The organism is Serratia sp. Nf2, assembly GCF_003028435.1.
Lineage (GTDB): Bacteria > Pseudomonadota > Gammaproteobacteria > Enterobacterales > Enterobacteriaceae > Serratia > Serratia marcescens_L.
Genome location: NZ_PYTW01000001.1, coordinates 192,815 through 207,150 on the forward strand (window position 1 = coordinate 192,815; position 14,336 = coordinate 207,150).

General features: G+C 57.7%; 9 protein-coding genes and 2 pseudogenes. 3 read left to right on the forward strand and 8 right to left on the reverse strand.

All coding sequences use genetic code 11. From position 1 onward, the window contains the following. Positions 1-218: 218 nt before the first annotated feature. Positions 219-467, forward strand: coding sequence for a DUF883 family protein (locus C9411_RS00860; RefSeq protein ID WP_107226246.1), 249 nt, complete (start codon positions 219-221; stop codon positions 465-467). A gap of 278 nt (positions 468-745) precedes the next feature. Here the strand turns inward: C9411_RS00860 and C9411_RS00865 are convergent. The 3 genes and pseudogenes from C9411_RS00865 to tssB all read right to left on the reverse strand — a co-directional run bounded on the left by C9411_RS00865 (position 746) and on the right by tssB (position 4,804). Next, positions 746-3,421 (reverse strand): annotated as a pseudogene (locus C9411_RS00865) (AAA domain-containing protein). Between the two features lie 215 nt (positions 3,422-3,636). Beyond that, positions 3,637-4,275 (reverse strand): annotated as a pseudogene (locus C9411_RS00875) (type VI secretion system contractile sheath domain-containing protein); the annotation flags it as partial. Between the two features lie 31 nt (positions 4,276-4,306). Further along, the gene (gene tssB, locus C9411_RS00880; protein ID WP_063989950.1) at positions 4,307-4,804 is read right to left on the reverse strand and encodes a type VI secretion system contractile sheath small subunit; all 498 of its coding nucleotides are present in this window, start codon (positions 4,802-4,804) and stop codon (positions 4,307-4,309) included. Positions 4,805-5,664: 860 nt separating this feature from the next. Here tssB and fusA point away from each other — a divergent pair. Beyond that, positions 5,665-7,770, forward strand: a complete 2,106-nt coding sequence (gene fusA, locus C9411_RS00885) for an elongation factor G (RefSeq protein ID WP_063989951.1) — start codon at positions 5,665-5,667, stop codon at positions 7,768-7,770. Between the two features lie 27 nt (positions 7,771-7,797). Here the strand turns inward: fusA and C9411_RS00890 are convergent, their stop codons facing one another. Continuing rightward, positions 7,798-8,766: a DMT family transporter gene (locus C9411_RS00890; RefSeq protein WP_063989952.1), complete on the reverse strand. Its 969-nt coding sequence runs from the start codon at positions 8,764-8,766 to the stop codon at positions 7,798-7,800. A gap of 98 nt (positions 8,767-8,864) precedes the next feature. After that, positions 8,865-9,692, reverse strand: a complete 828-nt coding sequence (locus C9411_RS00895; protein ID WP_063989953.1) for an AraC family transcriptional regulator — start codon at positions 9,690-9,692, stop codon at positions 8,865-8,867. Positions 9,693-9,888: 196 nt separating this feature from the next. On the opposite strand from C9411_RS00895, the gene C9411_RS00900 reads away from it, so the two are divergent. Beyond that, positions 9,889-11,322 carry an NAD-dependent succinate-semialdehyde dehydrogenase gene (locus C9411_RS00900; protein ID WP_063989954.1) on the forward strand — a complete coding sequence of 478 codons (1,434 nt, stop codon included), beginning with the start codon at positions 9,889-9,891 and terminating at the stop codon, positions 11,320-11,322. Between the two features lie 48 nt (positions 11,323-11,370). Here the strand turns inward: C9411_RS00900 and C9411_RS00905 are convergent, their stop codons facing one another. The 3 genes from C9411_RS00905 to C9411_RS00915 are packed head-to-tail and all read right to left on the reverse strand — an operon-like array spanning position 11,371 to position 14,237. Beyond that, positions 11,371-12,273, reverse strand: a complete 903-nt coding sequence (locus C9411_RS00905; RefSeq protein WP_033653098.1) for an alpha/beta hydrolase — start codon at positions 12,271-12,273, stop codon at positions 11,371-11,373. Continuing rightward, the gene (locus C9411_RS00910; protein ID WP_107226247.1) at positions 12,260-13,156 is read right to left on the reverse strand and encodes an alpha/beta fold hydrolase; all 897 of its coding nucleotides are present in this window, start codon (positions 13,154-13,156) and stop codon (positions 12,260-12,262) included. The genes C9411_RS00905 and C9411_RS00910 overlap by 14 nt, the downstream gene beginning before the upstream one ends. Positions 13,157-13,181: 25 nt before the next feature. Then, entirely contained in the window at positions 13,182-14,237 is a 1,056-nt protein-coding gene (locus C9411_RS00915; protein ID WP_107226248.1) for a sugar phosphate isomerase/epimerase, read from the reverse strand. Between the last annotated feature and the right edge of the window lie 99 nt (positions 14,238-14,336).

The following is a 14,336-nucleotide window of genomic DNA, read 5'->3' on the forward strand; positions in this document are numbered from 1 at the left end:
GAGTCCTTTCAACTCAACGAATCGGTCAAAGGTTAACGATACCCGGTTAAACCGCTAGCCAATAGAACACAAAAAGCCGCGCGGGTGAAGCCGTCACCGCGCACCCGGCAAGACGTTTCTCTGCTCGGATTGCTCTTATAACGCACAGAATGCTGCAAAAATTACCGTTCACCTGCTAGGCTTAGGGTTCGTTAACCCACAAGGAACAGGAGAGCAGCATGTTTGGTAAAGCGGAAGACAAAACCAATGAAGCCGCAGGCGCGGTAGAAGAAGCGTTCGGCAAAGCCGTTGATTCGCCGGAACATCAGGTGCGCGGTGCGGCGCGCAAATACGCCTCCCAGGCCAGCTATGCCGCCCGAGACGCAGCGGACAGCGTAAGAACCCAGGTGGAAGCCAACCCGCTGGCCGGCGTGGCCGTTGCGGCAGCGGTCGGCATCGTTTTCGGCTTCTTGCTGGGACGCAAATAAGCGGCGAAGGCGCCGCTCGACAACAGGCCGCTGGCCGTAATCGCCAGGGCCTAAAGAAAAGAGACCGGCATAGAGTTTTGCGTTCTACTGATTACGCTAGCAAAATCAATAAAATCGCTTCTATGCCTGTTTGCGCATCTAGCCTGAAATTTTCAGTGGGGGTTTATCCCCCCTTTTCATCTGTAGCGACAGAATGCCGGGTAATGCCGGACAGCATGATGACCTCCATCGATGTTGGCGCGAACACGCGCCTGGTGTGCCGCGCTTTTGATCCGATTTTAATCCGACAGGCCTGACAGAAATGAATCCAGCTTTCCTGTTATGTCACTGTCTATCGTACGAAGTCTGAGCAGTGGCAGATCGCATTTCTTCAGTATGTCGTTCTTAAGTGCATCGCGCTCAATCTGGGTCTTTTCCCGATGGTAACCGCCATCCACTTCGATAACGCCTAGTGGGATCTTTCCAACCTTATAGTAAATAACAAAATCACAGCTGGCCCCGTTATGCATAAATGAGCGTTCTCTGGGGGAAAAATCCCCTTGCGCCAACGATACCAACTGGTTAAGTGCTATCTGTGAATGGAACATCATGCCTTGGTAGCGCTCCTGCGACAGAATATCCCTTAACAAACTGGCAGTGATCTGCTCTGACTTAAAACGCGAATCATCTGGATTTAACCGACTATTCAGCCGCTCCAATGATTTATCATACTCGCTGTATAACAAATCAAACGCGGATATCACCGGGCTCTCGAAAACCTCTCCGTCGTTAGCGTAGTATTTGATGTAACGAATCAGTGCGGCAATATGCCTACCCTGACTTGCAAAAACATCATCGCCGGTCACCAGCGTAAATTTGTTTCTGGCCCTGGAAACAGCCACGTTCACCAAATTAGGATCATCAACAAATGCGATGTTCCGACTTTGCCGGCTAGCGTATTTTTTATCCAACACGGTAGAAAACACGATTTCATCGCACTCTCGCCCCTGGAATTTATGCACCGTTGACTTTACAAAATCGGCCGGCAGCACCGCCTCCGCCAAATTAACCTGTGCATTATAGGGCGCAATGTACCCTCTGCTACTACCCTCATCCCAGTAATGCCCTTCTATGGATTCAAGCTCCCTGAGGTTTGAAAAATTACGGGTATGATTTCCTTTTGCCGTGATCACTAAAGATAATGAGGCTTCGCCAGAATCTATCGTCAGTGGGATCAGTGCATTGTCATAAAATTGCTTATTACAGAACTGGATGATTTTAGGATGGCAGCGATAGTGCTCTTTCAGCAGCGTAACAGGCGCCGTCTCCCTGAATAACATGCAGAGAGAGTCCAGCAGGCTGTATTTTACGCAATCATAGTGCTCAGCCGGAGGCGTGCTCGGATGTAAGATCGGAACATGTGGGAGTTGTTTGCGATCGCCGACAATAATCACATTACGTGCACACCCCAACCCAAGGATGCCGGGAACAATATCCTGTTGAGAGGCTTCATCGATAATGACATAGTCAAAAATCGCACCTTGACCGATAGAGTTAATAATTGAATGCGTGCTACTGCCGATAACCGGAAAGCGTTTTATAAAACTATCAAAATCATGCCGATATGTATCCGCCAAAAATGAGGTTGCCGCTGGAATGCTCTCCCGAAAATGTCGTTTCAAATAAAGCATGGACAACGATGTCAGCTGCTCCAGTAAAAAATTAAAATCAGCCGACGCCAATAATCCATTGCACTCAGCCAGAGCCTTTTTCTTTTCCTGGATGGCTTTTTCATAATAAAACAGTTGAAGGGAAGTAAAAAGCGCCAGCCTTTTCTCCTGATTGGCTAACGGCTTCACTTTCAAGATCCTGAAATTCAACAGCAAGTCAATCCTGTTTTTCAACCCAATCCGGCGATCGGAAAGATAATGAATGTAAGCCATCAGATCGGTTGTTTTACGGGTGGATAAGCGGTAACTGCCGGCAAAGGAACCTTCCGCCCAAGGATTCTGTTCCTGCCATTGCTGCAGGTATTCATATTCAACACGCAGCTCATTAATTTCGGCCTGCAACGAAGCAACCTGGTTAAGGGTACTTAGGTGTTTTTTCACTTTTTGAAGCACATCATCAATTGCTTGTGCCGGCGGTGAATCTGATAATATCTCATCAAAAAGCGAAGCTGGCGTGGCAAAAAACTGTTGTCTATTCTCTGCGCTCCCCAGCCGGGCTATCAGATACCCCAGCCTGTGCTTGTCCATCTTTTCATAAATGTTACTGACCGCAGTATTATTATTGGATAAAATCGCCACTGTTTTATTCTGAATCAAAATATTGGCGACAATATTGAGAATAGTCTGTGTTTTGCCTGTACCCGGGGGGCCTTCGATAACTGAAACCTGCGAAGAAAATGCCCGTTCTACTGCGAGCAACTGGCTTTCATTAAGACCAAACGGAAAAATCATCTCTCTCGGAGGCTCACGTTTTTTACTCTTCCCTGTACAGTATGCATGCAGAGCCGTATCCGGATGGGGAATAATCTTATTGAGCTGCCGAAGAACATTCTCAGCGATACTCCTGTCGTTTCCAGCGGCATGGGAAATGCGGTCGTTAGCCACACGGATGAAATAATTAAACGCGGCTTGCTCTGTAAATTCAGAGCACACCTGAAAATCGAGCCCTAGCGTTTTCATTACGTAGGGTCTGTTATTTCCAGGGTAATAAACAACCGCATATTTATCGCCATAAACAATCACTCTCTGAGCCAATGAGGTGACAGAGCCCCCCTTCCGCTCGAGTCAAACATTTTGCAGGGGTCTGGTCGGTGTTATCTGGCAGACAGAAAGCGGGCGTGTATATTTTTTCCCGCTACGAAAACGACAGCTCAGCATGAGCTCTCCGCTCTCTTTTCCTGGCCATAACGTCCAGTCCGTAATTTGGTGGGTTTTATTTTCCCCATCGACGCAAATCGTAACCATGTTATTACCCAATAATCGTTGTTTAACGTCAGAAAATAACCGTTAAGGGCACGTCAGGTGCCTTGATATCAGTCACGGTGCCTTTCCTGAGCCAGCGAGTAGATTTGCGCCCGTAGGTGCTGCTCAGCTTGCAGGATCTGCTGCTGGCGCAGCGGTGAATCTTCAGGTAACTGTCTCAACTGTCGAAACCGCTCTTCCACCGGAACGGCCTGTCGGAAACTCGTCTGGGCGGCGGCAGACACTTTCGAGATATTGCGCAACAACGCTACATCCTGCGCAGACGCATCAAACTCGTAAGCGGAAAGCAGCGCAGCAATCGGCTCTCCCCCCGGGGAATCGTATTCTGCGGTATAGGTGTGCTGGTACAATCCGCTCTGAATGATCTCCGGCGCGTCTTCAAAGTCCTGACGCAAGTCCTCCTTTGACAGGTCAAGCAGTTCGATTTTGACGTTCTGACGAAAATCGGTTTTATCAACCAAAGACTTCAGGCCACGCCACAGGCTTTCTATCGCCTGAAAGTCCTCATGGTGCATCACCGCATCCAGCTGGCGACTAATCTGGTGATCCAGCTCCGCGATATGATGGTCAATCAGGGTTTTGTCGAGCTTTTCGACTTTCGAACCTGCTTTGGTCAGGCACTCCAGAAACACCTGCATCCCGGCCGTTAACCGCTCGTCTGCCGTTGCATCCGACATCGCCTGCGCATCCTGCCAGATATCCAGCGCACTCAGCTCAGACACCGGGCTCAGGTTAATTTTTTCAAACAGGGAGGTATACACGCCTCTGGCTTGCGACCGCTCCAACACGATGCTTTCGCCACCCACGGCATTCTCATTTTTTACAGACATCAGCATTTCCTTATTAATCCGTTAAATATCGCGACCGTTATGGCTGCTTCGGCGCCAGCGCGGACAGCTCACTGCGCAGTTCAGCGCTGAGCATCGGGTCGAGCAGGATTTTTTCCAGCGCTTTGCGGAAGGCCTGGTTGTCGAGCAGGTTGGCTTTGAGGTCACGCAGGAGATTGCGCATGGCCAGCATGGCTTTAAGCTGTGGAATTTGACGGGCAACCTGCTCCGGCGTGAAATCACTCATCTCACGGAAGGCCAGGCTGACATTTTCTTCACTGCCATCGCCGGCCAGCGTATTTTCAACGGCCAGGTTTACAGCAGGAGAGAATTCTGCCAACACACTGTCAAAATTGTTTTTATTGACATTGACCTTTTCACGCTCGGACACCGTACGTTGTTCGGCACCGTTGCTGTAATCTCCCACGACCATCAGTTTAAGGGGCAATTCGACCTTCTTCTGAGCACCGCCGGTGTGCAGATCGAGTTTGATATTGACGCGAGCCTTGGGGATCTCGGACTGATAGGAATTAGACATGGCTGTCCCTGTTCTATGAATTAATAGATACGGTCAATGCAAGTGAGAAAAAAATAAGAAAGGCTAATATTGCCACAACAACACCCCGAGTCACGTTATCCAACGCGAATTAAAACTTCGGAGAAAAAAAGCAAGCGCATTCCATTCACTAGCAAGATGACACGATATTTTATGGCATTTTTCTGAAATGAAAAATTCAGATAAAAACCGATAGGCAGGGAGTGTAGAAACATTAGTTAAGCGAGTAAAAATAAAAATATGTAACAAAAATTTACAAAAAATGCATTTAACAAAAAAAAGATCATCCTTATGATTTATAAGATTTTCCTTACTCACCCACTTCAAGCCCCGCGGGACAAAGGTGTTCGCAAATTGATCAATTTAGCTTTGAAATGAGGGTGTGCAAAATACCGTCAGCTGCGTGAGGTTTTTATTTTTTTATTTTTATCAAAAATGAGAGATTGAACATCATCAATATCCATGGGAAATTGACAACACACCTAGAATTTCACTCTCTTTATTATTCAGTTAAATGATGCTTACCTATTGCAATAAATATTATTGATATCAATTGACGGTTTCTTGTCTGCCAATACCCAATGGACTTCATCGGCCTCTCTGTATTTCAACGACAAATGTAGCTGCCGTATGATCATTATCGCCCTTTCCCCCACCGGCACCGTTATGCACGCAAACTTCCATCTATCACAGCCATCGCTTAAAAAAACCAACGCCTTCAACTACGATTAGTTTGTGACCAGAGCGAGGCTCTGCGATCCGGCGGATAACCCTATGAGGATTATCACCATTATTCATGCTGTTTAAGCCGCTCTCCTTCACGCGGCTAAGAAAGGTTGATTATGGCTCGCACCACCCCTATCGAACGTTACCGCAATATCGGCATCTCCGCGCATATCGATGCCGGCAAGACCACCACCACCGAGCGGATTCTGTTTTACACCGGGGTCAGCCACAAGCTGGGCGAAGTGCATGACGGCGCGGCGACCATGGACTGGATGGCGCAGGAACAGGAGCGCGGCATCACCATCACCTCGGCGGCCACCACCTGCTTTTGGAACGGCATGCAGCATAATTATCCGCAGCACCGCATCAATATCATCGACACCCCCGGGCACGTCGATTTCACCATTGAAGTGGAGCGTTCGATGCGCGTGCTGGACGGCGCCGTGATGGTCTATGACTCGGTGGGCGGCGTGCAGCCGCAGTCGGAAACCGTCTGGCGCCAGGCCAATAAATACAAGGTGCCGCGGCTGGCATTCGTCAACAAGATGGACCGCATCGGCGCGGACTTTTTCCGCGTGCGCAAAATGATGATCGAGCGCCTGAAAGCCAATCCGGTGCCGATCGTTATTCCGATCGGTGCCGAAGATCACTTCAGCGGCGTGGTGGATCTGGTGCGGATGAAGGCCATCCTGTGGGACGAGGCCTCGCAGGGCATGAGCTTCAGCTTCGAAGAGATCCCGGCCGAGCTGCGCGATTCGGCGCAGGAGTGGCGCGAAAACATGATTGAGGCCGCCGCCGAAGCCTCGGAAGAGCTGATGGAGAAATACCTCAACCAGGTGCCGCTGAGCGAAGAGGAGATCGTCCACGGGCTGCGGGTGCGCACCGTCGCCGGCGAAATCCAGCCGATGCTGTGCGGCTCGGCGTTCCGCAACAAAGGAGTGCAGCGCATGCTGGATGCGGTGATCGAACTGATGCCCTCGCCGCTCGACGTGCCGCCGATGGAGGGCCACGGCGAACACGATGAAATCATCACCCGCAAAGCCGACGACAACGAAAAATTCTCGGCGCTGGCGTTCAAGCTGATGACCGACCCCTTCGTCGGCCAGCTGACCTTCGTGCGCGTCTACTCCGGGGTGCTGGCCAAAGGCAGCAGCGTTTACAACCCGATCAAGGGCAAAAAGGAGCGCATCGGCCGCATCGTGCAGATGCACGCCAACGATCGTAAGGACATCGACGAGCTGCACGCCGGCGACATCGCCGCCTGCGTCGGCCTGAAGGACGTCACCACGGGCGATACGCTGTGCGACCCCGGCGCCATCATCACGCTGGAACGCATGACCTTCCCCGAGCCGGTGATCGCCCAGGCGATCGAGCCGAAGACCAAGGGCGACCAGGAGAAAATGGGCATCGCGCTGCAGCGCCTCTCTTCGGAAGATCCGTCGTTCCGGGTACGCACCGATGAAGAATCCGGCCAGACCATCATCTACGGCATGGGCGAGCTGCACCTGGAGATCATCGTCGATCGCATGCGCCGCGAGTTCGGTGTGGAGACCACCACCGGCAAGCCGCAGGTGTCGTACCGCGAAACCATCCGCAAGCGGGTGGCCGACGTGGAAGGCAAATTCGTGCGCCAGTCCGGCGGTAAAGGGCAATACGGCCACGTGGTGCTGACCGTCGAACCGAACGAACCCGGCAAAGGCTTCGAGTTCTTCGATGAGATCAAGGGCGGCGTCATTCCGGGCGAGTTTATCCCGGCGGTGAAAAAAGGCGTGCTCGAGGCGCTGAACAACGGCGTACTGGCCGGTTATCAGGTGGTAGACGTCAAGGTGCACCTGACCTTCGGTTCTTACCATGATGTCGACTCGTCGGAACAGGCGTTCCGCATGGCGGCGATCTTCGGCTTCAAGGAAGCCTGCCGCCTGGCGGATCCGGTGATCCTTGAGCCGATCATGTCGGTGGAGGTGGAAACACCGGAGGATTACGCCGGCAACGTGATGGGCGACCTCTCCTCACGCCGCGGTCTGGTGCAGGGTATGGAAGAGATACCGGGCGGCGGCGGCAAGGAAATTCGCGCCAAGGTGCCGCTGTCCGAGATGTTCGGCTACTCGACGACCCTGCGCTCGATGTCGCAGGGCCGCGCCACCTATACCATGGAATTCAGCCACTACGCCGAAGCGCCACGCAACGTGGCCGAAGAGATCATTCACCACAGCAAGCGTTAACCCTCGCGCCCGCCTTCGCGGCGGGCGTCACCCCGGCTTGTCCTCCAACGCCACCACCACCGGCTGCGGCTTGATGCGCATGGCGTACACCACGCCGGCGATCAGGCAGACGATGCCGGCCAGCGTCAGCAGCGGCGGCCAGGCCTGGCGCAGCAGAAAGGTATAGGCCAACCCCGCCAGAATTTCGAACACGATGAGCGGCCCCACCAACACCGTCGGCAGGCGCTGGCTGGCTTCGTTCCAACACAGTGCCCCCAGCCAGGAGCAGAACACGCCGATGATCAGCATCAGCGGGATAAATACCTCAGGGCGCGGGCCGAACGGCAAGGCGAACGCCGGTTCGCTCAGCGCCAATTGGCCGCAGACCGCCAGATAGCCCAGCAGCGCCAGCGGCAGCGTCACCAGCCCCTGCGCCGTGGCCCAGGTGGCCGGCCGCTGCGTCGGGTTCTCCCGCAGCCAGCGCGAGTTGCGTAGCGGGAACCAGGTCCAGCACACCACCGCCAACAATGCCAACCCGAGGCCACTGAGATAGCGCCAGCCATCGACCGGCAGCGCATTGCCGCGCAGCTCGGCGACGTTCACGCACGCTAACCCGCAGACGATCAGCAACAGCGCCGGCGCCAGCTTGCCCCAGGCCAGCCGCCCGTCGTGCCGACCGTAAAACAGATTGGCGCAGAGGGCGATCACCACCGGCAAGGTGCCGATGATCATGGTCGATACCGGTGCGCCGGTACGCTGAATGGCGCTGGCCAGGCACAGGTAGTACAGCAGGTTACCGATGGCCGTCAGCTTGAGCGCCTCCAGCCAATCCTGGCGCCGCAGCTTGCGCAGGCGGCGGCGATCGAGCCAGGCCAGCGGCAAGGTGATCAGCCCGAAGGCCAGATAGCGCCCGGTGGACTGCAGCGCGGCGGGATAATCCGGCACCAGCAGCGGGCCGACGAAGATCAATCCCCACATCAGCCCGGCGGCCAGGGCAAACACAACGCCAATGAACATAACGACTCCGACAAACGGCCGGTGCGGCCAACCCGCCCGACGAGACAGCGGCAGAGTAGCGAAAACGCGGGAAGGAATTATTGTAGCAGGTTGCTGTTTTAGCCCAATTTCACCTGTTTCTGGAAACGCACTGGCGTGACGCCGTAACGATTGGCGAAGGCGCGCGTCAGGTGCGCCTGATCGGTCAGCCCCGCCGCCGCCGCCACCTGTGCGGCGGGCATGCCGCGCTCCAGCATGCGTTTGGCCTGCGACAGCCGGATCGCCATCAGCATCTGCTGCGGCGAAACGTGGTATTCGGCCTTGAACTTGCGCAGGAAATGGTACGGGCTGAGCGACACCAGCTCGGCCAGCTGACTGAGGGTCACGGCCTCGGCGAAGTTGTCGTGCAGGTAGCTTTTCACCACCTCGAAACGGTGCGCCGCCTCGGCTTTTTCCCGCTGCCCGGTGCGGATATGCGGGTGCAGCAGCTCGACCGCCTCCAACAGCAGGCCGTCGAGCGTGAGCGGATCGTCGGTTTGCCACAGCGTGGCGAGAATGGCGGACAGGCGCTGCGCCGCCCGCGGATCGTGGCGCACCGCATCGGTGAACCACTGGCTCCGATCGCCGGACAGCTGCTCCAGCGCCTCGGGCGCCAGATAGAGCATGCGATAACACCAGCCGCCCGGCGTTTCGGCTTCGCCGGTATGCAGCTCGTCGGGGTTCATCAGCACCAGCGCGCCCGGTGCCGCCAGGTGCTGCGTGCCGCGATAGCGGAAACGCTCCGCCCCGGTGTCTACGGTGCCGATGGCGAAGGCGTCGTGGGTATGCGGCTCGAAGGCATAGCGTTCGATATGCGCCTGATAAAGTTCGACGCCCGGCAGATGCGACAAATGCCGGAACTGCGCGCAATCCTTCTCGAACGGAAACTGTTGTGGTACCCCTTGCACCCGACCTCCTCGTCCGTGCTGACAATCTGCTCAGCATAGCCAAAACATCGCCGGTTGAGTAGCCGCCCTGGCGCTTTCGTGCCCCTCGCCTGGACGATCGCCGCCATTCGGCGTAGGGTTAAGGTCCCTGTCCCTTTCAGGCGAGCCGCATCGCGAAGCTCATCGGCCCCTGACACTCCGCAAACAAGAGGCAACAATGTATCCGGATACTCAACTGTATATCGATGGACAATGGCGCAACGCACTGGCCGGGAAAACCTTGCCGGTCACCAACCCCGCCACCGACGAAGTAATCGGTCAGGTGGCGCACGCCGCCGCAGAGGATCTCGATCTGGCGCTGGCCGCCACCGAGCGCGGATTTAGCGTCTGGCGCGACACCGCTGCGCACCAGCGCGCCAACCTGATGCGCAAAGCGGCGGCGCTGCTGCGCGAACGCGCCAACGCCATCGCCGCCGTCATGACGCAGGAACAGGGCAAACCGGTGGCACAGGCCAAAGTCGAAATTCTCAACGCCGCCGACGTCATCGACTGGTTCGCCGGCGAAGCCACCCGCACCTACGGGCAGATCATTCCGTCCCGCGCCCGCGACGTGCAGCAGCAAACCCTCAAACTGCCGGTCGGCCCGGTGGCCGCCTTCACACCGTGGAACTTCCCGATCAACCAGATCGTGCGCAAGCTGTCCGCCGCGCTGGCCGCGGGGTGTTCCATCATCGTCAAAGGCCCGGAAGAAACGCCGGCCTCGCCGGCTGAGCTGATCAAAGCCTTCGCCGACGCTGGGATCCCGGCCGGGGTGATCGCGCTGGTGTACGGCACCCCGGCGGAAATCTCGGAATACCTGATCCCACATCCGACCATTCGCAAGATCTCCTTCACCGGCTCTACCCGCGTGGGCAAGCATCTGGCGGCGCTAGCCGGCCAGCATATGAAAAAGGCCACCATGGAGCTGGGCGGCCATGCCCCGGTGCTGATCTTCGACGACGCCGATCTCGACGCGGCGGCCAAAGAGCTGGCGCAGTCCAAGTTCCGCAACGCCGGCCAGGTCTGTATCGCCCCGACCCGCTTCCTGATCCAGCAAGGCGTTTATGAAGCCTTCGTGGAGAAATTCACCGCCGCCGTGCGTGAGCTCAAACTCGGCAACGGGCTGGAAGACGGCGTGACCATGGGGCCGATGGTGCTGGGCCGCAGCGTCGACAATATCGAGGCGCTGGTGCAGGATGCCGTCGCCCACGGGGCAAAAGCCTGCACCGGCGGCAAGCGCGTGGCGGGCAAAGGCAACTTCTTCGAGCCGACGGTGCTGCGCGACGTACCGCTGAGCGCCCGCGCCATGTCGGAAGAACCATTTGGCCCGGTCGCCCTGCTGCGCCCGTTCGCCACCTATGACGAGGCGATCGCCGAAGCCAACCGCCTGCCGTACGGGCTGGCCGCCTACGCTTACAGCCGCAACATCGCCACCGTCAATGCGCTGGGGCGCGACGTGGAGAGCGGCATGCTGAGCATCAACCACATCGGTTTCGGCCTGCCGGAAACGCCGTTTGGCGGCGTGAAAGACTCCGGTCACGGCACCGAAGGCGGCAGTGAAGCGATCGAGTCCTACCTGGAAACCCGCTTCGTCACCGTCGCCGGCCGTTAACCGCGTGTCGGATGAATGGCCAAAAGCCCCGCTGTGCGGGGCTTTTTTTTACTCGCGAGCCAGTTCGAACAGCCGCCGCGCCGCCGGGGTCAGCCCCAGCATGTGAATGCAGGCATGCACCATGCCCGGCAACCGTTCGCAGCGCACCGGCACGCCCGCCTCGCGCAGCCGCTGCGCATACTGCTCGGCCTCATCGCGCAGCGGATCATATTCGCAGCTCAGGATGGTGGCCGGCGGTAACCCGCGCAACGTGGCGGCGTGCAGCGGTTCGGCGCCGGGATCGCGCCGCTGGGCCAGATACTGCTGCCAACAAAATACCATCGCGTCGCGCGTCAGAAAGTGCCCCTCGGCAAACTCGCGATAACTGGTCGTCGCCATCTCGCGGCTGAGCGCCGGGTACAGCAGCAGCTGGCGCTCGATGTGCGGGCCGCCGCGATCCCGCGCCAGCAGCGCGACCGCCGCCGCCAGATTGCCCCCGGCGCTGTCGCCGCCCACCGCCAGGCGCTGCGCGTCGATCCCCAACTGCGGCGCCTGTTGCGCCACCCAGCAGAGCGCCTGATAGACATCTTCCAGCGGCTGCGGAAACGGGTATTCCGGCGCCAGACGGTAGTCGACCGACAGGATCACCCGGCCGGTGGCGTTGGCCAGCGCCTGACAGGGCCGATCGTACAGCGCCAGCGAACCGAGGCACCAACCGCCGCCGTGGGCGAACAGCATCGCCGGCTGCGCGGCGGCGCGGTTTTCCCCCGCTGGGAGATAGGCGCGCAGCGCGATCCGATACCCATCGGCGGCGACCACCGTAACGTCTCTGACGCCGCCGCTCGGTTCCGCCTCGCCCTGCAGCTGGCGTAAACCGGTTTCCGTGGCCGCGCGCATTTCCGCCAGCGACGCGGGAGGCGGCGCATCGGCCGATGCCGTCAAAAAAGCGGCAATGCGTTCATCGAGCGGCATGCGGCTCTCCTGCCAAGAACGGCGTAATCAGTGTGATAAACGCCTCGTGACACTCCTCGGTAATGAAATGCCCGCAGCCGGCGACCGTTTCGCCCCGCAGATCGTGCGCATTGCCCCGCAGCGTCGTCAGCGGCGCGTCGCCGGTGGCGTGCTCGGCCCCCACCGTCAACACCGGCATCGTCAGGGGCCTGGCGGCGCGCAGGCGGTTCTGCCGCACGGTCTCCGGGATCGCCCGGTAATAGTCGAACCCGGCGCGCAGGCCGCCAGGCGCTGAGTAAGCCGCGATATACACCTCCGCCGCCACCCGATCGCGCCGATAGGACCAGCGGTTGAAGATATAGCCAAGATACTCCCGCTCACGCCCCTGGGTCAGGGTCTCCGGCAAATCCGCCAGCTGATTGAACATGAAATGCCACAGGAAAATGTTCTCCTCCGGTGCGACGAAAATCGGCGGCGGCGGCGCCAGACCGGGGATCACCGCCTCCGTCAGCACCAGACGCTCCACCGCCTGCGGGAAATCGCTCGCCATGGCGTATCCGATCCACATGCCGATGTCGTGGCCAACCAGTCGGTAACGTTCATGGCCCAATTGCGCCATCATCGCGTGCAATGTCGCACCGATGCTGCCGGTGTCATAGCCGCCAGCGGGCTTGTCAGAATCGCCGATGCCCGGCGGATCGACGGCGATCGCCTGAAAACCAGCCGCCGCCAGTGCTTGCATCACATGGCGCCAGGTGTACCAGGTTTGCGGCCAACCGGGGATCAGCAGCACCGGCCGCCCTTCACCGGCCACCACGCAGTGAATGCGTCGGCCGTTGACCTGGAGATAGACGTGTTCCGCCGCGAGATCCGCCAACGGGACCTCGTTCTGTAGGTATTGCATGGGGTGACTCCCTGAAGGATTAGGCTCAGCGAATGCCGAGCAAGGCATTGATCTGTTGTGGGTTGACCGGCGCGCCGGCGAAGTCGTCGAACACTTTGTCGGTGACGCGGATAATGCGATCGCGAATGAAAGCTGCGCCTTCGCGCGCGCCGTCCTGCGGGTTTTTCAGGCAGCATTCCCACTCCAGCGCCGCCCACCCCGAATAGCCATACTGCGTCAGCCGTGAAAAGATGCCGTTGAAATCGACCTGGCCGTCACCCAGCGAGCGGAAGCGGCCGGCGCGATCGATCCAGGATTGATAGCCGCCGTAAATGCCCTGGCGACCGGTCGGATTGAACTCGGCGTCCTTGACGTGGAACATGCCGATAACCTCTTTATAGATATCGATAAACTCCAGATAGTTGAGCTGCTGCAGCACCATATGGCTCGGATCGAACAGCACCCGGCAGCGCGGATGATGGCCGACGCGCTCATGGAACATCTCGAACGTCACGCCGTCGTGCAGATCCTCGCTCGGGTGAATTTCATAACACAGGTTGATGCCCTGCTCGTCGCAGGCGTTGAGCACCGGCAGCCAGCGTTTGGCGAGCTCGTCGAACGCGGTATCGATCAGTCCTTCCGGGCGCTGCGGGAACGGGAACAGATAGGGCCAGGCCAGCGAACCGGAAAAGGTGCCCAGCTCGCTGAGCCCGAGCCGCGCCGACGCCTTCACCACCAACAGCATTTGCTGCCGCGCCCACTCGCCGCGCGCCTGCGGATTGCCCTGCAGCGCCGGCGGCGCAAAGCTGTCAAACAGCGCATCGTAAGCCGGGTGTACCGCCATCAGCTGGCCGAAGATATGGCTGGTCAATTCGCTGACCACCAACCCCTGTTCCGCCAACATGCCGGTCAAATCATCGCAGTAGGTTTGGCTTTCCGCGGCGGTGGCCACGTCGAATAAACGCCGATCCCAGGCCGGGATCTGCAGCGCGCTAAAGCCGGTCTGCGCCGCCCACTCGGCGATGGCGGGCAGGCTGTTGAATGGCGCGTTCTCATCGCTGAACTGCGCGAGATGCAGGCTTGGACCTTTGAGGGTTTTCATCGTAAACTCCTATTGGTTGTCGATTAACAAACAATAGGAGCAAAGTGCGATGACCGCAAGCGAAATTTATAAAGACATTGGTATTCCCGCCGATTTAAG

Coding starts and splice junctions, on each gene's coding strand:
- C9411_RS00900 (WP_063989954.1), top strand. CDS start 9,889: ATGTATCCGGATACTCAACTGTATATCGATGGACAATGGCGCAACGCA.
- C9411_RS00860 (WP_107226246.1), top strand. CDS start 219: ATGTTTGGTAAAGCGGAAGACAAAACCAATGAAGCCGCAGGCGCGGTA.
- fusA (WP_063989951.1), top strand. CDS start 5,665: ATGGCTCGCACCACCCCTATCGAACGTTACCGCAATATCGGCATCTCC.
- C9411_RS00910 (WP_107226247.1), bottom strand. CDS start 13,156: ATGCAATACCTACAGAACGAGGTCCCGTTGGCGGATCTCGCGGCGGAA.
- C9411_RS00890 (WP_063989952.1), bottom strand. CDS start 8,766: ATGTTCATTGGCGTTGTGTTTGCCCTGGCCGCCGGGCTGATGTGGGGA.
- tssB (WP_063989950.1), bottom strand. CDS start 4,804: ATGTCTAATTCCTATCAGTCCGAGATCCCCAAGGCTCGCGTCAATATC.
- C9411_RS00915 (WP_107226248.1), bottom strand. CDS start 14,237: ATGAAAACCCTCAAAGGTCCAAGCCTGCATCTCGCGCAGTTCAGCGAT.
- C9411_RS00905 (WP_033653098.1), bottom strand. CDS start 12,273: ATGCCGCTCGATGAACGCATTGCCGCTTTTTTGACGGCATCGGCCGAT.